Origin of the sequence: Streptomyces sp. NPDC046876, assembly GCF_040645035.1 — a bacterium.
Lineage (GTDB): Bacteria > Actinomycetota > Actinomycetes > Streptomycetales > Streptomycetaceae > Streptomyces.
In genome coordinates this window covers 1-19,193 of the sequence record NZ_JBEYXK010000120.1, presented here as the reverse complement: position 1 = coordinate 19,193, position 19,193 = coordinate 1, and the positions used below count along the sequence as shown (strand labels likewise).

Here is a 19,193-nt window from a genome sequence, read left to right as displayed (position 1 = left end):
CGCGCGGGGGTCGGCAAAATCCAGCCTCGCCGGCGTTTGAGGCGCGGGGTCTGGGGCGGAGCCCCAGTAACCCCTGCTCCGCCCGCCCTCGCAGCCGGGCTCCGACCTTCCAGCCCCGCCGGCGTTTGAGGCACGGCTTCGGAAAGGAGGCGCTGCGGTCAGCCGGGGCAGGGCGGCCCGGGGCGGGAAGGCCGCGGGCTCGTCCACGGCGGGGCGGCGGGGCCGGACCACCCCCAATGGGCCACCGCACTCGCGGCCCGCGGCCGGCCGGTGTCCGGTGGAAGGGTGAAGCAGGCGCTCTCCCCGCCCGCCCGCCGCTGGTGGACAGGCCTCCCCCCGGCCGCGGGGGCCGCGGTCATGGCCCCCGGCATCATCTCCGTCGGCCTCCACCTCATCGGCAGCGAGATCCCCTCCCTCATCGCCTTCGCCCTCGCCGCAGCGCTCTGGCTGGTCCTCGCCTACGACTTCACGGTCCGGCTCATCGGCGACCGCGGCCGGTTCCGGGCCGAGGCCGACACCCCGGCCGCCCTGACGGCCGTGGCCGCCACCACCGTCCTCGGCTGCCGGATCTCCCTCTTCGGGTGGAACACCGCCGCGGCCGCGCTGCTCGCGCTGGCCGCCGCAGTATGGCCGGGGCTGCTGTTCACCGTCGTACGGCACTGGGGGCGGCGGATGTCCGGGGCGGCGTTCCTGGTCTGCGTCGCCACCCAGGGGCTCGCCGTGCTGGGCGCCATCCTGGCCGTCGCCTGCCACTGGGACTGGCTCACCCGGGCGGCGCTGGCCGCGTTCTGCCTCGGACTGCTGCTGTACGGGCTGGCCTTCGTCCGGTTCGACCTGCGCCAAGTGGTGCGGGGGGCCGGGGACCACTGGGTGGCGGGCGGGGCCCTGGCCATCTCGGCCCTGGCCGCGTCCAGGCTCACCGCGGCGCCCGTCTGGACCGGGTGGGTGCACGAGGTCCTGCGCTGGGCCACGCTGGTGACGCTGGCGCTGTCCCTCGCCTGGTACGTGCTGCTCCTCGCCGCCGAGCTGCGGCAGTGGCGGCCGCACTACGACATGCGGCGCTGGGCGACCGTGTTCCCGCTCGGGATGACGGCCACGGCCTGCCTGTCCGCGGCCGGGCCTACCCGGGTCGAAGCGTTGCGCCAAGTGGGCGAGGTGCTGCTGTGGATCTCGGTCGGCGCCTGGCTGCTGACCTTCGCAGCCTTCGCCGCGACCCGGCTGGCCCGCACCGCAGGTCCCCGCGACCCGTCCCCCTGAACCCGCCCCGCGCGCGCCCGGCGGGGCCAGGCTGCCTGAAGTGGCCGAGCCCTGGCCAGAAAGGCCGCCTGGGCCGGGGCTTTCTGGGGCGCCGCCCCAGACCCCGCGCCTCAATCGCCGGCGGGGCTGGAGTGGCCGGACCTCGGCCCCGAGGGCCGGCGGGGCGGGTGCCCTGGGGTGCTGACCCCGTTCCCGCGCCTCAATCGCCGGCGGGGCCGAAGGGGCCGGAGCCCACCTGTGAAGGGTTAGCGGAGCCGGGCTTCCTGGGGCGCTGCCCCAGACCCCGCGCCTCAATCGCCGGCGGGGCTGAGTATGCCGGACCCTCGCTTCGACAGTCGTGAGGGCGAAGGTGTCTACCCTCGCCGCAGCAGCCGCGGGGCTGAAAGACGCGCCCGCGCTTTGACCGCGGCGGTGTCGATCCGAAGGACGGGGCTCGCGGCGTACGAAGCGGAGGTTCGGCAAAGTCAGCCTCGCCGGCGTTTGAGGCGCGGGGCCGGGTGGAGCCCGGGGAACAGCGGAGCCCGGTTGCCAGGGTGCTGCCGGCGCGGCGGGGCCCGAGGGGGGCGGCCCGCGGCGTGAGGGGACAGGCCGCCGGCGAGCGAGGCGTGCGGCGCCGGGCTACGGTCGGGCGGGGCGGGACGTGGTGGCGACCCAGAGGAGGACGGCGGCCGCCACCGCCAGGGCCCACCACGGGCGCCGGTGCACCGTGAGCAGACCTCCCACCAGCCCCCCGGCGAACAGCACGCCGACCGACACCAGCCGCCGGACGGACGCCGGCCCCCACACGTCGGCGAACAGGCCCGTCAGGGTCCGCGTCACCACGGTGGTGGTGAGGTCGGGGACGGCCAGCCGGTGCACGACGCCGTTCTGCATGCCCATGCCGAGCGCGAGCAGCCCCACCACCGGCGGCCGCCACACCACGGCCACGGACAGCACCAGCGCACCCATCACCAGGGCGGCCTGCGTCAGGACCAGCGGTACGAACAGCCGCTCGGCGGGGCAGTCGCGGTGCACCCGCCCGGCCGCGCGCGCCCCGGCCGTGAAGGCGGCGAGTGCCAGCAGGGAGGCCCAGGAGGACAGTCCGCGCCCGCCGGCGAGAGCGAAGGCCAGGAAGACCACGTTGCCGGTCATGTTGGCGACGAAGACGTGCCCGAGGGACAGGTAGCTCACCGCATCGACCAGCCCGCTCACGAAGGTCAGCGCCACCAGCAGCGGCGGGAACAGCCCGTGCGGCAGGCCGCCGCCCTCCCGCGGCGGCGGGAACAGCAGCTCCGCCAGTCTCTGCAGGATCCCGCGCCGGGTCCGCCGCCTCACCCGCCCTCCGGCCCGGCGGCGTGCGCGAGGAGCGCGAGCTGCAGCCGGTTGGCGGCGCCCAGTTCGGCCAGCAGCAGGCCGACCCGGCCCGCCGCGGTCTCCTCGTCCAGCCCGAGCTGCTCGCCGATCTCCCGGTTCGTCAGCCCCCGCGCGACCAGCGCCAGCAGCCCGGCCTCCCGCGGCGGCAGCTCGGCCAGCCGGTCCCGGGCCTGCCGCCGCGCGGCGGCGCCGGGCGCCGGCACGGCGCCGAGGACGCGCTGCAGCACCTCCGCCGGCATGACGGCGTCGCCGTCCCGCACGGCCCGCAGGGCGGCGAGCAGCTCCTCCCGGGTCGCGTCCTTGCGGAGGAAGCCGTCCGCGCCGAGGACGAGGGCCTGTTCGACCTCCGCGTCGAGGCCCAGGGCCGTCATGACGATGATGCCGACCGGCCCCGTGCCCCCCTCCCCCTCCCCCTCCCCCTCCTCCGCGTGCAGCGCCGCCGTCGTGCGTACGCCGTTCAGCCGAGGCATGCGGGTGTCCAGCAGCAGGACGTCCGGCAGGTGGGCCCGTACGGCCTCCAACGCCTCCTCCCCGTCGGCGGCCTCGGCCACCACGTGGAACTCCCCGCTCGACTCGACGCCCGTCCGCAGGCTCCAGCGGACCATGGGTTCGTCGTCCGCGACGACGACCCGCGCCACGTGGCCCCGTTCCATGCACGCACCCCGATTGTCAGTGCTCCTCAGTAGGGTCCCTCCATGACCTACACGTTCCAGGTGACCATCGACTGCACCGACCCGCACCCGCTCGCCGACTGGTGGGCGGATGCACTCGGATGGGAAGTGGAGCCGACCGACGAGGGGTTCATCCGCCGGATGCTCGAAGAGGGGCGGGCCGCGCAGGACGACACCGCCACGCACCGCGGCAGGCTGGTGTGGAAGGCGGGCGCCGCCATCCGCCACCCCGAGGGCCTCGAGCGGGCGCCCCGCGTCCTGTTCCAGCTCGTCCCGGAGGCCAAGACCGTCAAGAACCGGGTCCACCTCGACGTGCGCACCGGCTCCGACGCCCCGGAGGCCGTGGTCGAACGGCTGATCGCCAAGGGCGCCAGGCTCCTGCACGAGGGCAGCCAGGGGCCCTTCACCTGGACCACGCTCGCCGATCCCGAGGGCAACGAGCTGTGCGTGTCCCGTTGACGGGTCCGGGAGCACGGGGCCGCCGCCCGTACCCCTTCCACCAGGCATAATTCACTACCGGGCCGACCCTCCCGCAGCCGAGAATGAGGCAACTCGCAACGGGAGGAACCCCATGGGCCACAGCCAGGCCTACCTGAACCTGCACGACCTGATGCCGCGGCAGGAGCTGGCCGCCGCCATCGAGGCCGGACTCGTCAGCCGCAAGGCGCACCCCGAACTGCCGCTGTCCATCTACACGTACACGCGGACGGCCCAGTACGAGCAGACCTGGAACCAGGTGACGATACGGTGCCGGGGACTCGTCGCCGACGACGCCACCGGCGCCGTCGTCGCGCTGCCGCTGCCGAAGTTCTTCAACGTCGGCGAGCACGAGTCGGGCCGTCCGTACGCCCCGGCCCTGCCGGACGAGCCGTTCGAGGTGTACGAGAAGGTCGACGGCAGCCTCGCGGTGGTCTTCCACTACGCGGGCGCCTGGCGGGTCGCCTCCAAGGGGTCCTTCATCAGCGCGCAGGCGACCTGGGCACAGCGCCGCCTCGACGGCCGCGACACATCCGGGCTGGTGCCCGGCGTGACGTACCTCGCCGAGATCCTGTACCCGCAGAACCGTATCGTCGTCGACTACGGCGACCGCCGGGACCTGGTGCTCCTGGCCGCGTTCGGCCGCGACGGCACCGAGGTGCCGCTCGCCGAGGCCGCGGCCCACTGGGAGGGGATCGGCTCCGTCGTCACCGTCTGGCCGGCCATGCCCCTCGACGAGCTCGTCGCGCTGACCGAGTCGAACACCCTGCCCGGCGGTTCCGCCGCCACCGGCACCGAGGCCGAGGGCTTCGTCCTGCGTTTCGCCTCCGGCGTGCGCGCGAAGGCCAAGCTGTCGGAGTACGTACGCCTGCACAAGGTGCTCACCGGCGTCACCGAGCGGGACATCTGGCGCAGCCACGGCATCCAGCGCTTCGCAGGCCTGCCCGCCGGGCACGTCGCGCAGGCGCTGGGCTGCAGCGTCGCCGAGGTCGAGGCCTCGGGCGGCAAGCCGCTGGACGCGCTGCTGGAGCAGGTGCCGGACGAGTTCGACACGTGGGTGCGCGAGGTCATCGCCCGCCTGGAGGACTGCGCCGCGCAGCGCGAGCGGGCCGTCGACGAGGCCTTCGCGGGGCTGGCGCACCTCGCCGCCGACCGGGGCGCGTTCGCGCGCGCCGCGAAGTCCCTGCCCGACCGCGGGATCCGCGCAGCGGTGTTCCTGCGTCTGGATGATCGGCCGACCGAGCTCGTCGTCTGGCGGCACATCCGGCCGCAGGCGTCCGACCCGTTCACGACCGATGAGGAGAACTGACCAGTGTCCGCAGTACCCGAAGGGCCCGCACGCCCCGTCGTCCACGTCATGACAGGGCTGCCCGCCTCGGGGAAGACCACCGCCGCGCGCGCCCTGCAGGCCGAGGCCGCAGGGCGGATGCGCCGCGTCAACCTGGACGACCTGCGCAGCATGCTCGACGTGCCGGACCCCGAGCGGGGCCGCTCGTACCGGCACGAGCAGACCGTGCTGGCGATCCAGGACGCCGCCGTCCGCGCGGCCGTCGAGGACGGCTTCGACGTGGTCGTCGACAACACGCACCTGACGTCCCGCATCCCCAAGCGGCTCAAGGCGGCCGTCGCCGGGCGCGCCACCTTCGTCGTCCACGACTTCACCGACGTGCCGGTGGAGGAGTGCCTGCGCCGCGACGCGGCGCGCGAGCGGCCGGTCGGCGAGGAGGTCATCCGGATCCTCGCGCAGAAGCACGCGAGCGCCAAGAAGGGCGGCTGGCGGCTCACCGCCGAATGGCTCAACGACCAGCCGGCCGTGGAGCCGTACACGGCCGACCCGTCGCTGCCCTCCGCGGTCATGTGCGACATCGACGGCACGCTCGCACTGACCGGCGACCGCAGCCCGTACGACTTCTCCCGCTGCGGGATCGACGCGCTGAACGAGCCGGTGCGCTACGCCCTGGACGCCTTCCGGCGTGCCGACGGCGACAGGATCGTGCTGCTGTCGGGGCGCGGCGAGGAGCACCGTCCGCAGACGGAGGAATGGCTGGAGCGGCACAAGGTGCCGTACGACGAGCTGTGGATGCGCCCGCTCGGCGACACCCGCCGCGACGACGTGGTCAAGGCCGAGCTGTTCGACGCGCACGTACGGCACCGGTACGCCGTACGGGTGTCGCTGGACGACCGGGACCGGGTGGTCGCGGTCTGGCGCCGCATGGGCCTGCCGACCTGGCAGGTCAACTACGGCGACTTCTAGGCCGCCGGGCACTTCGCGCACGCGCCGCACCCCGCGCACGCCGCGGCTCCGGCGGCCCATACTGGAGCCGTGAGCGTGTTGATCGTGGACGGGGCCAACGTCGTCGGCTCGGTGCCGGACGGCTGGTGGCGGGACCGGCGGGCCGCGGCCGAGCGGCTGCGCGACCTGCTGGCCCGGCGGGAGCGCTCCGAGGGGGAGGACATCGTCCTCGTCGTCGAGGGCGCGGCCCGGGGCGTCGAGTCCGTGCCCGGCGTACGGGTGGACTCGGCGCCCGGGAGCGGCGACGACCGGATCGTGGAGCTGGCGGCGTCCTACGCGGGGCGCGGCTGCACCGTGGTCACGGCGGACCGGGAGCTGCGCGCCCGGGTACGGGCGCACGGAGCGCAGTGCGTGGGGCCGCGTGCCGTACGCCCGGAGAGCTGACCGGACGGTCCGGGGACCGGACGGTCAGGGGCACCAGATGACGGTGCTCAGGTTCTTCACGTAGCGGGCCGACACCCAGGCCTTCTCGTGCTCCTTGTCGTCCCCCTTCTTCGCGGCGCGGGCACGGGTGCGCTTGCCCGGGTCACCGGAGTCCTCCTCGTCACCCCAGTCCTCCGAGTCCTCCGAGTCGGCCGAGTCGGCCGAGTCGTCGATGTTCTCGTCCGCCGCCTCGTCCTCGTCCGTGAGGCCGGTGTCCTCCTGGTCGTGGCGGCCGTGGTGGTCCTTGGATTCCTCGGAGTCCTCCGAGGAATCCGAGTGCTTCTTCTTGATGTAGAGGCGGTACCAGATGTCGTTCCCGTCGACCTTCTCGCCGCGGATCTTGCAGAGGATCGCGACCTTCTGCTCGGACTGCAGGAGGCCGACGACGGGGGCGTTGGTGGACGGGCGGCTGCGGACCTTGAGCGAGCCGCGCGCGACGACCTTGCCCACCGTGTAGTCCTTGTCGTCGTACTTCCCGGGGCCGTCGCCCTTCGGCTCGACGAGGACGACCTGCGACGAGTTCTCCGTCCGGCCGTCGTCCGCGACGGCGGAGCCCGCGCCGACCGCGCCGAGCACCAGGCTTCCGGCGGCGAGAGCGAGGACGGTCCTGGCGGGCTTCTGCATGGGCAGGCTCCTCTGTGAAGGCGTCCACCCGGCCGCGCGCTGCACGGCGGGCCGGGGGCGGCAACCAGGCGGTCGCCGTGCACGACTATGGCGAGGAAGGGTCGCACCGCCCCGATGACTCACCGCGGTTTAGCCCGAAATGCCCAATCCGTCCCTGCTGGACGGTGGACCGCCCGCCGGGGACCTCGCAGAGCCGTGCCCGCCCCCGAACGGGCACGGCCCTGCGACGGGGCCCCGAGGGGCAGGGCCGGTGCCGGCAGCTGCCGACCCGGCGAATCTACGCGCGGGGGCCGCCCCGGCTCGCCCATCCACAGGGTGAAATCCACCTACCCCCCAGGGTGGCCATGCTCTACAACCAGGGTGGTACCCAAGGGCGTTGACGGGCGACCGCGCTGCCGGCGGCCCCGGCCCGCGCATGGCGGCCCGGCGCCGGCCCGGCGGTCCTGACGGCCGGGCCCCGGCCCGCGGCTGCGGATGCGGGCGCCCGCCGCCGCCCCCACAGTGGGACCCATGGGCATCAACGACTACAGCGGCGGCCCCGGCGCCGACCAGACCGGCGTCCTCGTCGTCACGACGAACGACGTCCCCGGATACCGCGTCGAGCGGGTCATCGGCGAGGTCTTCGGCCTGACCGTGCGCTCCCGCCACCTGGGCAGCCAGATCGGCGCCGGCCTGAAGTCGATGATCGGCGGCGAACTGAAGGGCCTGACCAAGACCCTGGTCGAAACCCGCAACCAGGCCATGGAGCGCCTCATCGAGGCGGCGAAGGCCCGCGGCGCGAACGCCGTCCTGATGATGCGCTTCGACGTGACCGACGCCGCGGACGTCGGGACCGAGGTGTGCGCGTACGGCACGGCCGTCGTCCTCGCCCCCGCCGGCTCGTGACCCCGGGCTGCCGAGCGGCCCGATACGGCAGAGGAAAGACATAGGCGGTGAGCCGAGGCGTGCCCCCTGAGCCATCGAACGAGGGGGAAGCCCCATGGGTTCAACTGCCGCGCGGGCCGCGGTCGCTCACGCGGATCCCCGACTCCTCCCGCTGGGGCGTGGACTCGCCCCCGATCAGCGCGGACGGCCGCTACGTTTCACCGTCGGCATCACCTCCGGCGCCCGCAGCCGGGACGACGTGTACGTCCGCAGGATCGACCGGGCGGCGGGGCCGGGCCGCCCGCCGGGGGCCCGGGCGGCGAACCATATGCTCAGTGCATGTACCGCCAGCCCGAGTCCGAGCCCGTCGGAGAGCCCGAGCCCGTCCCGGAGGCCGAGCCCGTCCCCGACGTCTCCGTGATCATTGCCGTGTACAACGCGATGCCGTACCTCACGGCATGCCTGGAATCGGTCCTGGGCCAGAGCCTGGACGCCGGGCGCATGGAGGTCATCGCGGTCGACGACGGCTCCACGGACGGCAGCGGGGCCGAGCTGGACCGCTTCGCGGCCCGCTACCCGCACCTGCGGGTGCTGCACCAGCCGAACTCCGGCGGCCCCGGGGCCCCGCGCAACCGGGCCCTGGACCTGGCCCGCGGCCGGTACGTCTTCTTCGCGGACGCCGACGACCACCTGGGCCCCGAGGCACTGCAGCGGCTGCTGGGCATGGCCGAGGCGGAAGGCAGCGACGTCGTCCTGGCCAAGCAGGTCGGGATCGGCCGCACGGTGTCGGAGAAGGCCCACCGGCACGCCCCGCAGGCCGACCTGTACACCTCGGAGGTCTACCGGTCCCTGCACTCCGCCAAGCTGATGCGCCGCCGGATCATCGAGGAGGGACGCCTGCGCTACCCGGAGGACCTCTGGTACGGCGAGGACCAGCTGTTCGTCACCTCCGTGTACCTGGCCGCCGCCCGGATATCCGTGGTCGGCGACTACGACTGCTACTTCCTGCGCCGCCGCGACGACGGGCAGAACCTCACCAGCCGCACCCGGACCGCCCACGAGACGGTCGCGCACATCGAGCGGGTCATGGCGCTGGTCGCCGAGCGGGTGACCGACGCGGTGGGGCGGCGCCGGATGCTCGGCCGGCACTTCCGCAGCCTGCTGCGCACCGCCCTGCGCCCGGCCGTCGCCGCCCGCCACGGCGATCCGGCGTTCACGGCGGAGGTCTACGCGCGGGCCCGGACGCTGGTGGAGACGTACTGGACCCCCGACATGGGCGGCGAGCTGCCGCGCATCGACTGGATCCGGCTGTACGCGTTCGCCTGCGGCCCGCTGCCCGCGTTCGAACAACTCATGGAGTACGACCCCGCCGAGGAGCCCCCGCCGCGCGAACTCGTCGAAGGCGGCCGCGTCTACCGCTGCTACCCCCTCTTCCGGGATCCGGCCGCGGCGCTGCCGGACGTGCTCTTCGACGTGACCGACACCCTCAAGGCCCAGCACCGGCTGGCGTCGATGACCTGGCAGGGCCGCCGGATCCGGCTCACCGGCCACGCCTGGATCCAGGGCCTCGGCACCGCCCGCATGGAGAGCGAGCTCGCGCTGCGCGAGCGGGAGACCGGCCGCGAGTACACCGTGCCCGCCACCGCCGGCCCCGCGCCGGAGCTCGCCGACCGCGGTCCCGGGCTGGAACTGGCCGGGTTCCGCGCGGACCTCGACCTCGCCACGGTGGCCGGGGGAGACCCGCTCCCGCCGGGCACCTGGGACTGCTTCCTCCACGTTCGCGCGGACGGGGTCACGCGCACCGTCCGGCTCGGCCGGCGGCACGCGCCGGACCTGGACCGGACGGCCCGCCGGGCCCGGGTCCTGGCCCGTGACCCCGACGGCGCCACCGAACTCGCCGCGGCCCCCTTCTTCACCGGCTACGGGAACCTGAGCTTCGAGGTGGTCCGCCGGATCCCGCTGCCGACGGGGTGAGCCGGACGGTGCCCGTCCCGTCCCGCCCGTCCTGAGGGCGCGAAAACTTTTTTGCCGACAGCGGCAACCTCCCGCGGGGTCGCGCGTCGTGCGGGGGTGAAGGGCGTCATCCCGCGCCCTCGAGCCGACCGTGGAGAACCACCGTGATGAACCTCAAGAGCGTCCCGCTGTCCGCCCGCCGGGCGGCCGCCGCCACCGCCGCCGCTGCCGGGACGGCCGTCGCGCTCGCCCTCGCCGGGCCCGTGCCCGGCGCGTACGCGGCGCCGGCGCCGGCGCCGGTGTCGGTGCCCGCGTCCGCCACGCCTTCGCCGGCGCCGACGGCGGTGCCCAGCACCCGGCCGAGCGCCACGCCCACCACCCCCGGCACCCGCCCGACTCCCGTGCCGAGTTCGCCGGCGAGCCCCCGCCCGACGGCGTCCGTCAGCCACCTGCCGACCGCCGCTCCGAGCGCCGCCCCCAGCAGCCCGGCCGGCGCCCCGGCCTCGCCGACGCCCACCGCCGTCCCGGCCGGACACGAGCTCGCGCAGACCGGGTCCTCCGCGACCACCGCCGCCCTCGGCATCGGGGCGGCCGTGCTCGTCGCCGCCGGGGCCGGGACCCTGTTCGCCGTCCGCCGGCGCGCCAACGGCTGAGGACCCCCGTGCACCACCTCGCACCGCCTGTACCCCTCGCAGGCCCCGTCATACCCGGCCTCCGCCGGGCGTGGCGGGGCCTGCGGGCGCGGGTGCTGCGCCGGGAACGCCCGGCGACCGCCGCGCCCGCGCCGCCGTACGGAGCCGGGGCCGGGCCCACGGGCCCGTACGCGTACCCGTACGCCCCCGAGGGCAGCGGCGGCCGCGGCGGCGATGCGCCCCGGCCCACGGTCTCCGAGCTTTACCACGCCCACCGGCTGTCCATGGTCCGGCTGGCCGTGCTGCTCGTCGACGACCTGGCCACCGCCGAGGACGTGGTCCAGGACGCCTTCACGGCCCTCTACCGGCGCCACGGCGAGCACATCGCCGAGGTCGACAACGCCCTGGGCTACCTGCGCACCGCCGTCGTCAACACCTCCCGCTCCGTGCTGCGCCGCCGCCGCACCGCCCGCGCGTGGACCCCGCCCGCCGCGGCGGACATGCCCTCCGCGGAGGAGCACGTCGTCCTCGACGAGGCCCACCGCGAAGTCCTCGCCGCGCTGGGCCGGCTGACGCCGCGCCGGCGCCAGGTCCTGGTGCTGCGCTACTGGGCCGAGCTGAGCGAGGCGGAGATCGCAACGACCCTCGGGATCAGCCGGGGCGCGGTGAAGTCGAACGCGAGCCGCGCCCTGGACGCGCTGGAACGGATTCTGGAGGGACGCATATGACGCCCGGCACGCACGGCGACACGTCCGTGGAGCACCCCGGAGAGCGCCCCGTCGAGGGCCGGCTGCGCCGGGCCCTGGACGCCCGCGCCTCCTCCGTCACGGTGCGAGACCTGCGGCCCGCCGAGCCGCCGGGCCTGCACCGGCACCACCGGCCCGCCGGCGGGGTGCTGCGGTGGCGGCGCTTCGCCCTGCCCGCCGCCGCGCTCGCCGCGGCCGCCGCTGCCGTGGCCGGCTACGCCCTCCTCGCACCGGACCCCGGGCCCCCGCGCCCGGTGCCGCCGGCCGCGCCGCCCGAACTCACCACGCCGGGCCCCTCGTCCCCGGCCCCGGTCAGCCCGCGGCCCTCCGCGGTGCCATCCGCGCCGCCCACGGCCCCGCCGACGGGGACCACGGGCCGGCCGGCGCCGCCGACGAGCCCGACGCCGACGCCCTCGGGGTCGCGGGCGCCCACCCGGACCGGGTCCCCGTCTCCGTTCCCGTCCGCGCCGCCGCCGGTCCAGTCCTCGCCGTCGCCGACCCCGAGCACGACACGGCCGTAGCCCCCGGCGTACGCCCGGCTGTGAAGGCGTACGGGACCGGAGACGGGCCCGGCCTCAGTCGGCGGCCGGGGCGCCCGCGCCGGCGCAGGCCAGGTGGCCCCAGCGGGAGCCGACCTTGGTGATGGTCTCCCCGGAGGCGTACGGCTTGCCGCAGGGGCAGCTGCCGGGGAACTTCGCCTTGACCCGGCCGCCACCGCGCCCGCGGGCGGCGGCCGCCTTCTTCGTCGGGGCGGCGGAGGGCTTGCGGGCGGGGGCGGCCCGCCCGGGGTCCGGTACGGGCGGCTCGCCGCTGCCGAGCGCGGTCCCGGCGGCCTGCTGCGAGACGGCCGCGTCGCTGGCGGCCTGGTCGGCGATCGCGTTCAGGTGGTCGCCGTCGGTGCGGTGCGCCGGGACGTAGCGGAACTCCACGTCCCGCTCGGCCAGCAGCGCGTCGATGCTCTCGACGAGCTCCCGGTTGGCGACGGGCTTGCCCGCGGCGGTCTTCCACCCGTTGCGCTTCCAGGCCGGGAGCCACTGGGTCACGGCCTTCATCGCGTACTGGGAGTCCATCCGCACCTCGACGGCCGTCCCCGGCGCGAGGGCCTCCAGCAGTCGCTGCAGGGCGGTCAGTTCGCCCACGTTGTTCGTGGCGCGGCCCAGCGGGCCGGCCTCCCAGCGCTCGGGGCGTCCCTCGGCGTCGGCGATGACCCACGCCCAGCCGGCGGGGCCGGGATTTCCCTTGGCCGCCCCGTCGCAGGCGGCAATGATCCGTGTCGACATCCCTCGATCATGCCCCAGCCGCGGGCTGGTCAGGACCGCGCCCGTTCGGCGCGGGGCCCGGTGCCCTCCACGGCCGCGACCAGCGGGGCGAGTTCCGGGTTGGCCTTGGCCTCGTCCAGCGCCTCGCGCAGCGCGGCGTCGTTGGTCGGCCGGGCGGCGGCGAGCAGGGCCAGGCCGGCCTCGCTCACGTCGGTGTAGATGCCGCGCCGGTCGGTGTCGCAGAGATAGCGGCTCAGCAGCCCGCGGTCCTCCAGGCGGCTGACCAGCCGGGTGGTGGCGCTCTGGCTGAGGACGACCGAGTCGGCCACCTGGTGCATGCGCAGGTGCCCGCCGGGCCCGTTGTGCTGGCGGCTGAGCACGTCCAGCAGGGAGTACTCGCGCACGCTCAGCCCGTGTCCGGCCTGCAGGGCCCGCTCGATGTGCGCCTCGATCCGCCCGTGCAGCAGGGAGAGGGCGCACCAGCCCTGGGAGAGGGCGGTGAGCGCGCTGTCCGTGGCCGTCATGGCCTCCTCCTTCGGTCCGGGGCCTCCAGGATAGTCGACGGACGCAATAGCCCGCGTTTGCAAGTATCCCGCGTCTGCAATTAATGTGGACGCATGAAAGCCGCGGCCGCAAGAGAGCGGCCGGAGGCTCGCCCTCCCCCCACGGCACCCCACCTCCGCCTGAAGGACACCTCCCCTCATGCCCCTCGCACTCCTCGCCCTCGCCATCGGGGCCTTCGGGATCGGCACCACCGAGTTCGTGATCATGGGCCTGCTCCCCGAGGTCGCCGCCGACTACGGCGTCTCGATCCCCACCGCCGGCCTCCTCGTCACCGGATACGCCCTCGGCGTCGTCCTCGGCGCCCCGCTGATGACCGTCCTCGGCACGCGCATCCCCCGCAAGCGCATGCTGATGCTCCTCATGGGCCTGTTCATCGCCGGCAACGTGCTCTCCGCGCTCGCCCCCGCCTTCGGCGCCATGCTCGCCGGGCGCGTCGTCGCCTCCCTCGCCCACGGCGCCTTCTTCGGCATCGGCTCCGTCGTCGCCGCGGAGCTCGTCGCCCCCGAGAAGAAGGCCGGCGCCATCGCCATGATGTTCACGGGCCTGACCGTGGCCAACGTGGTCGGCGTCCCCCTCGGCACGCTCGTCGGCCAGACCCTCGGCTGGCGGACCACCTTCCTGATCGTCGCCGCCCTCGGCGTGCTCGGCCTCCTCGGCATCGCCCGGCTCGTCCCGGAGCTGCCCCGGCCCGAGGGCGTCCGGATCCGGCACGAGCTGGCCGCCTTCCGCAACGTCCAGGTGCTGCTCGCGATGGCGATGACCGTCCTCGGCTTCGGCGGAGTCTTCGCCGCGATCACCTACATCACGCCGATGATGACCCACGTCGCCGGGTTCGCCGACACCTCCGTGACCTGGCTGCTCGTCCTCTTCGGCCTCGGCATGGTCGCCGGCAACCTCGTCGGCGGCCGGTTCGCCGACCGTGCGCTGATGCCGATGCTGTACGTGTCCCTCGGTGCCCTGGCCCTGGTCCTCGCCCTCTTCACGGTCACCGCCCACACCAAGGCCGGCGCCGCCGCCACCGTCGTCCTCATCGGCGCCCTCGGCTTCGCCACCGTGCCGCCGCTGCAGAAGCGGGTGCTGGACCAGGCCGCGGGCGCGCCCACCCTGGCCTCCGCCGTCAACATCGGCGCCTTCAACCTCGGCAACGCACTCGCCGCCTGGCTCGGCGGGCTCGTCATCGCCGCCGGCCTCGGCTGGACCGCACCGAACTGGGTCGGCGCCGCGCTGGCCGCCTCCGCCCTGGTCCTCGCCGCCGTCTCCGGTGCACTGGAGCGGCGCACGGCCGCCCGCCCGGGACGCATCGCCGCCTCCGGCGGCCCGGCCCCCGCCCCCGCCGCCGACCGGGCGCCCGAGGCCGCCACCCACCCCTGACCCAGCCCCGCCCGTACGATCCGCAGCCCTACCTCCAGGAGAACCCCGCCATGTCCGCCCGCACCCGCACCGCCGTCGCCCCGCTCACCGTCGAGGACGCCGACCTCCTCGTCCGCGCCGCCCGGGACGCGGCCGAGGCCGCCGGGGCCACGGTCAGCGTCACCGTCCTCGACGCGGGAGGCCACCTGCTGGCCTTCCGCCGCGACGACCGCGCCGTGCTGATCTCCGGCGAGACCAGCACCCGCAAGGCGTACACCGCCCTGCAGCTGGACGCCCCGACCGCCTCTCTCGCCGACGCCGTCCGGCCCGACGGGCCCTTCCACACCCTTCCCACCGCCCTCGACCGGCCGCTGCTGTTCATCGCGGGCGGGCTGCCCGTCCACCGCGACGGCCGCATCATCGGCGCCCTCGGCGTCGGCGGGGCCAGCCCCGAGCAGGACCACGGCTTCGCCGCCGCCGCACTCGAGGCGCTCGCCGCGGCGGTCTGACAGCTCCCGGGTCGCGCGCCCGTGTCCCCCGTGCCACGTTGGTACGGGGGACACGGGTGCATGATGCGGCAGTCCAGGCGGATCAGGAGAGGCCACGTCATCGCGACGGCCACGGCCGCCGTGCTGGTCGGTCTTGCCGTGCCGGGCTGCACCGCGGCAGCCCCCGGCGCCGCCCGCACCACCGCCGGCCCCTCCACCGGCCCGACCACCGCCGCCCCCGCGCCGACCGGCCGGACCGACCCCTCGCCGGACCCGTCCGCCCCGCTGTCCACCGCCCCGCAGACCATCCCGGCCGTACGCGAGCACACCCCCGCCCGCGGCCCCGGCTGGCGGCCCGCCGCCGGCGCGCGGGTCGTCGTACCGCCGGGCGACAGCGCGAAGCTCGCCGACGAGGGCCGACTGCTGGCCGGCGAACTGCACCTGGGCTTCAGCGACACGGCCGCCGCCCGCACCGGCGACGTCGAACTGGCCCTCGCCGCGCCGGGCTCCGGGCCGCCGGAGTCGTACACCCTCACCGTCCAAGGCGGCCGCGTCCGCATCACCGGACCCGACGAGGCCGGCGTCTTCTACGGCACCCGCACCCTCAAGCAGGAGGTGAAGACGGCCTCTTCGGCCCCCGAGGGCACCGTCCGCGACGCCCCGGCCAAGCCCCAGCGCGGCCTGAACCTCGACATCGCCCGCAAGAACTTCACCGCCGGCTGGATCGAGGACCGGCTGCGCGAGATGGGGGACCTCAAGCTCAACCGGCTCGGCCTGCACTTCTCCGACGACCAGGCCTTCCGGATCCAGTCCGACACCCACCCCGAGATCGTCTCCACCCCCCACCTCACCAAGGCGGAGGTCCGGCGGATCACCGCGCTCGCCGCCCGCCTGCACATCACCGTCGTCCCGGAGATCGACTCGCCCGGCCACCTCGGCGCGGTGCTGCGCGCCCACCCGGACCTGCAACTGCGCGACGTCCAGGGCCGGGCGGTCAAGGGCGCGGTCGACATCTCGAACCCGGCTTCCGCCCGGCTCGTGGACGAACTGCTGCGCGAGTACCTGCCGTTGTTCCCCGGCCCGACCTGGCACCTGGGCGCCGACGAGTACCAGGCCCTGGTCTACCGCGACCCGCAGGCTTCCTTCCCGCAGCTGGCCCGCGCCGCGCAGCAGCGGTACGGGCCCTCCGCGCGGGTACGGGACCTCGCGACGGGCTGGCTGAACGACCGGGCGGCCGTCGTGCGGCCGGCGGGCCGGGTGCCCAAGGCGTGGAACGACGGTCTCTTCGCCGGGGGGATCGTACGGCCCGCCGCCGACCTGCAGGTCGAGTACTGGACCGGCCGGGAGCTCGGGGCCCGGCCGCCGGTGCAGTACCTGGACGAGGGCCGCAAGGTGATCAACCTCAACGACGAGTACCTGTACTACGTGCTCGGCCAGCCCAACGGGTTCACCTACCCGACCGGCCGGCGGATCTACGAGCAGTGGACCCCGCTCGTGCTGCGCGGGACGACCCCCGTGGCCGCCCGCTACGCCCCGCAGGTCCTCGGCGCACGGCTCGCCGTCTGGTGCGACCTGGCGGGCGCCCAGACGCAGGACCAGGTGGCCGCCGGGATCCGGCTGCCGCTCGCCGCGCTGTCCCAGAAGGTCTGGGACGCCCGGGCGCCCCAGCGGTCCTGGGCCGCCTTCCAGGCCCTGGCGAACCGGCTGTAGCCCGTCCGCTTGCTACGGGCGGCTCACCTGCTCCCGGCGCTGCCAGCGGCGCCGCGCCCAGTCGCCGACCAGCGGCAGCGCAGTGACCACGGTGAGGGTCCAGGCGGCGGCGAAGCCCCAGATCAGCGGCAGGGACACGGTCACGGAGGCGGCGACCAGCAGGGCCACGGTCAGCGCACCCAGCACGGAGGCGGCCATCACGCGGTGGCGCAGGCGGGTGAAGCGCATGAGCCGGTCGAGGGAGCGGTCGTGCTTGAGATGGTCCTCGATCGCAGAGAGGGCTCGCCGCTCGCGGTCGGAGAGTCCGGCTCCGTCCATCACGACCTCCACCGGCTGCCGTCGACGGGCGCGTACCGCAGCCTCTGACCTGGGGATACCCGCCCTGGGGCGGGCCAATCCCGGCACCCTGCGCAGGCCCGCGCGGCCCGCCGAGGCCCGCACGGGCGCACCGCACGGCCCCCGCCCGCGGTTCCGGGCAGGGGCCGCGGCGGTGGCTACCAGATGGCGTCGACCCACTCCGGGTGGTCGATGAACGGGTTCCGGTTGTGCTGGTAGGTGTCGTAGATGACCTGGTTGCGGCGCTGCTCGAAGGCGTCCGGCGGGTCCTGCCGGTTCCACTGCTTGAGCACGCTGATCCGGCCGAACAGCGGGGCGGTGCCGTTGTTGACCTTGTCGTCCATCTCCAGGTCCGCGAAGCCGTCGCCGCCGTCGTAGCGCACCGCCATGTACAGCAGCATCCGCGCCACGTCGCCCTTGACCGCGTCGCGCGGCTCGAAGGAGTCGGCGTCGGTGTAGCTGCCGGGGGCCTCGGCGACCGGGCTGCCGCCCATGTCGAAGTCCTTGTTGCCGCGGGTGCTGTTGACCGTGACGTCCTCGGGGCGCAGGTGGTGCAGGTCCGTGCCCGGGCCGGTGACGGTGCCGAAGTCGCCGTGGCTCTTGGCCCAGACGTGCTCGCGGTTCCAGTCGTTGGCGCCGCCGCCGTTGCTCGACTTGGACTGGGAGCGGCCGGAGTAGACCAGGATGACGTTGTTCGGGTTGTTCGGGTCCTGGTCGGTGACCTTCAGCGCGTTCCACACGCCGTCGTAGGTCACCTTGGACTGGTTCTTGATGATCGAGTGGAGCGCGGTCTTCAGCTCGGCGCCGGTCTTGCCCTCGGCGGCCGCGTAGTACTGGTCGACGGAGACGGCCGTGGAGCCCGCGGCGGCCGCCGCACCGGCGCGCGGGGCCTGCCCGGAGGACGTCCCGGCCGAGGCGGCGGCCGGGAGGACGAGCAGGGCCCCGGCGGCGAGGCCTATGGCCCAGGGGGTTCTGCGGGAGATCTTCATGATGTGGGGGACCTCTTCACACGCACCGCTCCCGCCATGGCAGTTGGCGGGACGTCAGGTGGCAGAGCAGAGGGTCGCATTGTCATGTGCCCTACAGGTAAACGCAACGTGTGCGGAGCTGGGACTTTCACTCTGGGCCGAACATGCGGAATACCCCGATCAGGTGAGGGTCCGCCCCCGGTCTTGGCAGGACGCGCCGGCGCGGGCAGGGTGGCCGGGGCCCGGCTGCGCAGCCGGGCCGCTCGGGGACCATGACCGTGAACACCCTTACCGGGAGCAGCCCATGGCAGTGAAGATCCTCATCGTGACCGGCGACGCGGCGGAGTCGCTGGAGGTGCTCTACCCGTACCAGCGCCTGCGCGAGGAGGGGTACGAGGTGCACGTCGCGGCTCCCGCGGTGAAGCGGCTGCGGTTCGTGGTGCACGACTTCGAGGAGGGCTTCGACACCTACACGGAGAAGCCCGGCTACACCTGGCCCGCCGACGTGGCGTTCGCCGACGTGGACCCGGAGCAGTACGCGGCCGTGGTCGTTCCGGGCGGCAGGGCCCCCGAGTACCTGCGCAACGACCCCGAGGTGCAGCGGATCCTGGCCGCCTTCACCGCCTCCGACAAGCCGGTCGCCCAGATCTGCCACGGCCCGCTGATCACGGCCGCGGCGGCGAAGCTGGAGGGCCGGCGGGTGACCGCGTACCCGGCCCTGGAGCCGGACATGAAGGCGGTGGGAGCGGCCTTCGAGGACTCCGAGGCCGTGGTCGACGGCACGCTGGTCTCGGCCCGGGCCTGGCCCGACCACCCGGCCTGGATGCGGGAGTTCCTCAAGGTGCTGGCCGACAAGGCGCCGGCGACCTGACCCGGGCGCGGCAAGGGGGGGCCGGATCCCCCTTGCCGCAGCCCCGGGCGTCGTCAGCTGCTTGCGGAGGTGACCTGCGGGGCGGGCTCGTGCTTGAAGTTGGCCTGGCCGAAGTTCTTCTTCACGGCCGCGTCCCAGGAGCCGTCCTGGACCATCTTCTTGAGGGCGGCATTGATCTTGGCGTGCAGATCCTTGTTGCCCTTCTTGATGCCGATGCCGTAGCTCTCGTTGCTCAGGCTCAGCCCGACGAGCCGGAACTTGCCCGTGTTGCCCTTCTGGGCGGCGTAACCGGCCAGGATCGCGTTGTCCGTGGTCATGGCGTCGACCAGGCCGTCCTGGAGGGCGATCACGCAC

The 19,193-nt window shown here is 74.7% G+C and carries 22 protein-coding genes; 14 read left to right on the top strand and 8 right to left on the bottom strand.

All coding sequences use genetic code 11. From position 1 onward, the window contains the following. Nucleotides 1–285 precede the first annotated feature (285 nt). On the top strand, nucleotides 286–1,257 hold the full coding sequence (locus ABZ924_RS34280) for a tellurite resistance/C4-dicarboxylate transporter family protein (protein WP_361918850.1): 972 nt from the start codon (nucleotides 286–288) through the stop codon (nucleotides 1,255–1,257). A gap of 618 nt (nucleotides 1,258–1,875) precedes the next feature. Here the strand turns inward: ABZ924_RS34280 and ABZ924_RS34275 are convergent. Both ABZ924_RS34275 and ABZ924_RS34270 read right to left on the bottom strand, forming a co-directional pair. Next, a complete protein-coding gene (locus ABZ924_RS34275) occupies nucleotides 1,876–2,571 on the bottom strand; it encodes a YoaK family protein (protein ID WP_361918847.1) in 696 nt (231 codons plus the stop codon). Beyond that, nucleotides 2,568–3,263 (bottom strand): response regulator transcription factor, encoded by a 696-nt coding sequence (locus ABZ924_RS34270; protein WP_361918844.1) that lies wholly within the window; start codon nucleotides 3,261–3,263, stop codon nucleotides 2,568–2,570. The genes ABZ924_RS34275 and ABZ924_RS34270 overlap by 4 nt, the downstream gene beginning before the upstream one ends. Before the next feature lie 42 nt (nucleotides 3,264–3,305). Between ABZ924_RS34270 and ABZ924_RS34265 the strand changes: the two genes are divergently transcribed. From ABZ924_RS34265 to ABZ924_RS34250, 4 genes are all read left to right on the top strand, one after another. Continuing rightward, a complete protein-coding gene (locus ABZ924_RS34265) occupies nucleotides 3,306–3,740 on the top strand; it encodes a VOC family protein (RefSeq protein WP_361918841.1) in 435 nt (144 codons plus the stop codon). 112 nt (nucleotides 3,741–3,852) lie between these two features. Next, nucleotides 3,853–5,067 (top strand): RNA ligase, encoded by a 1,215-nt coding sequence (locus tag ABZ924_RS34260; protein ID WP_361918838.1) that lies wholly within the window; start codon nucleotides 3,853–3,855, stop codon nucleotides 5,065–5,067. 3 nt (nucleotides 5,068–5,070) lie between these two features. Then, entirely contained in the window at nucleotides 5,071–6,012 is a 942-nt protein-coding gene (locus ABZ924_RS34255; RefSeq protein WP_361918835.1) for an AAA family ATPase, read from the top strand. 69 nt (nucleotides 6,013–6,081) lie between these two features. Then, entirely contained in the window at nucleotides 6,082–6,435 is a 354-nt protein-coding gene (locus tag ABZ924_RS34250) for an NTP pyrophosphohydrolase (RefSeq protein WP_361918832.1), read from the top strand. 24 nt (nucleotides 6,436–6,459) lie between these two features. Here ABZ924_RS34250 and ABZ924_RS34245 read toward each other — a convergent pair whose 3' ends face one another. After that, nucleotides 6,460–7,098 (bottom strand): SH3 domain-containing protein, encoded by a 639-nt coding sequence (locus ABZ924_RS34245; protein ID WP_361918829.1) that lies wholly within the window; start codon nucleotides 7,096–7,098, stop codon nucleotides 6,460–6,462. Nucleotides 7,099–7,608: 510 nt separating this feature from the next. Between ABZ924_RS34245 and ABZ924_RS34240 the strand changes: the two genes are divergently transcribed. The 5 genes from ABZ924_RS34240 to ABZ924_RS34220 all read left to right on the top strand — a co-directional run bounded on the left by ABZ924_RS34240 (nucleotide 7,609) and on the right by ABZ924_RS34220 (nucleotide 11,814). Further along, the gene (locus ABZ924_RS34240; protein WP_361918826.1) at nucleotides 7,609–7,983 is read left to right on the top strand and encodes a YbjQ family protein; all 375 of its coding nucleotides are present in this window, start codon (nucleotides 7,609–7,611) and stop codon (nucleotides 7,981–7,983) included. Between the two features lie 318 nt (nucleotides 7,984–8,301). After that, nucleotides 8,302–9,936, top strand: a complete 1,635-nt coding sequence (locus ABZ924_RS34235) for a glycosyltransferase (protein ID WP_361918824.1) — start codon at nucleotides 8,302–8,304, stop codon at nucleotides 9,934–9,936. Nucleotides 9,937–10,082: 146 nt separating this feature from the next. Beyond that, on the top strand, nucleotides 10,083–10,568 hold the full coding sequence (locus ABZ924_RS34230) for an LAETG motif-containing sortase-dependent surface protein (RefSeq protein ID WP_361918821.1): 486 nt from the start codon (nucleotides 10,083–10,085) through the stop codon (nucleotides 10,566–10,568). A gap of 8 nt (nucleotides 10,569–10,576) precedes the next feature. Next, nucleotides 10,577–11,275 carry a sigma-70 family RNA polymerase sigma factor gene (locus ABZ924_RS34225; protein WP_361918818.1) on the top strand — a complete coding sequence of 233 codons (699 nt, stop codon included), beginning with the start codon at nucleotides 10,577–10,579 and terminating at the stop codon, nucleotides 11,273–11,275. Then, on the top strand, nucleotides 11,272–11,814 hold the full coding sequence (locus ABZ924_RS34220) for a hypothetical protein (RefSeq protein WP_361918815.1): 543 nt from the start codon (nucleotides 11,272–11,274) through the stop codon (nucleotides 11,812–11,814). The genes ABZ924_RS34225 and ABZ924_RS34220 overlap by 4 nt, the downstream gene beginning before the upstream one ends. 54 nt (nucleotides 11,815–11,868) lie before the next feature. Here the strand turns inward: ABZ924_RS34220 and ABZ924_RS34215 are convergent, their stop codons facing one another. Together ABZ924_RS34215 and ABZ924_RS34210 are read right to left on the bottom strand one after the other, a co-directional pair. Further along, entirely contained in the window at nucleotides 11,869–12,573 is a 705-nt protein-coding gene (locus tag ABZ924_RS34215) for a ribonuclease H (protein WP_361918812.1), read from the bottom strand. 29 nt (nucleotides 12,574–12,602) lie between these two features. Next, the gene (locus tag ABZ924_RS34210) at nucleotides 12,603–13,076 is read right to left on the bottom strand and encodes a MarR family transcriptional regulator (protein WP_361918809.1); all 474 of its coding nucleotides are present in this window, start codon (nucleotides 13,074–13,076) and stop codon (nucleotides 12,603–12,605) included. Between the two features lie 178 nt (nucleotides 13,077–13,254). Here ABZ924_RS34210 and ABZ924_RS34205 point away from each other — a divergent pair, with 178 nt between their 5' ends. The 3 genes from ABZ924_RS34205 to ABZ924_RS34195 all read left to right on the top strand — a co-directional run bounded on the left by ABZ924_RS34205 (nucleotide 13,255) and on the right by ABZ924_RS34195 (nucleotide 16,664). Beyond that, entirely contained in the window at nucleotides 13,255–14,487 is a 1,233-nt protein-coding gene (locus ABZ924_RS34205) for an MFS transporter (RefSeq protein ID WP_361918806.1), read from the top strand. A 50-nt stretch (nucleotides 14,488–14,537) separates the two neighbouring features. After that, nucleotides 14,538–14,975, top strand: a complete 438-nt coding sequence (locus ABZ924_RS34200) for a heme-binding protein (protein WP_361918803.1) — start codon at nucleotides 14,538–14,540, stop codon at nucleotides 14,973–14,975. A gap of 63 nt (nucleotides 14,976–15,038) precedes the next feature. Further along, nucleotides 15,039–16,664: a family 20 glycosylhydrolase gene (locus ABZ924_RS34195; protein ID WP_361918853.1), complete on the top strand. Its 1,626-nt coding sequence runs from the start codon at nucleotides 15,039–15,041 to the stop codon at nucleotides 16,662–16,664. A gap of 12 nt (nucleotides 16,665–16,676) precedes the next feature. Here the strand turns inward: ABZ924_RS34195 and ABZ924_RS34190 are convergent, their stop codons facing one another. Together ABZ924_RS34190 and ABZ924_RS34185 are read right to left on the bottom strand one after the other, a co-directional pair. Continuing rightward, nucleotides 16,677–16,982, bottom strand: a complete 306-nt coding sequence (locus tag ABZ924_RS34190) for a DUF3040 domain-containing protein (RefSeq protein ID WP_361918801.1) — start codon at nucleotides 16,980–16,982, stop codon at nucleotides 16,677–16,679. A 176-nt stretch (nucleotides 16,983–17,158) separates the two neighbouring features. Beyond that, nucleotides 17,159–17,989 (bottom strand): endonuclease, encoded by an 831-nt coding sequence (locus tag ABZ924_RS34185; RefSeq protein WP_361918798.1) that lies wholly within the window; start codon nucleotides 17,987–17,989, stop codon nucleotides 17,159–17,161. Between the two features lie 283 nt (nucleotides 17,990–18,272). Between ABZ924_RS34185 and ABZ924_RS34180 the strand changes: the two genes are divergently transcribed. Then, nucleotides 18,273–18,839: a DJ-1/PfpI family protein gene (locus ABZ924_RS34180; RefSeq protein ID WP_361918795.1), complete on the top strand. Its 567-nt coding sequence runs from the start codon at nucleotides 18,273–18,275 to the stop codon at nucleotides 18,837–18,839. Nucleotides 18,840–18,892: 53 nt separating this feature from the next. Here the strand turns inward: ABZ924_RS34180 and ABZ924_RS34175 are convergent. After that, a partial coding sequence (locus tag ABZ924_RS34175; RefSeq protein ID WP_361918792.1) for a transporter substrate-binding domain-containing protein occupies nucleotides 18,893–19,193 on the bottom strand: 301 nt, incomplete at its 5' end.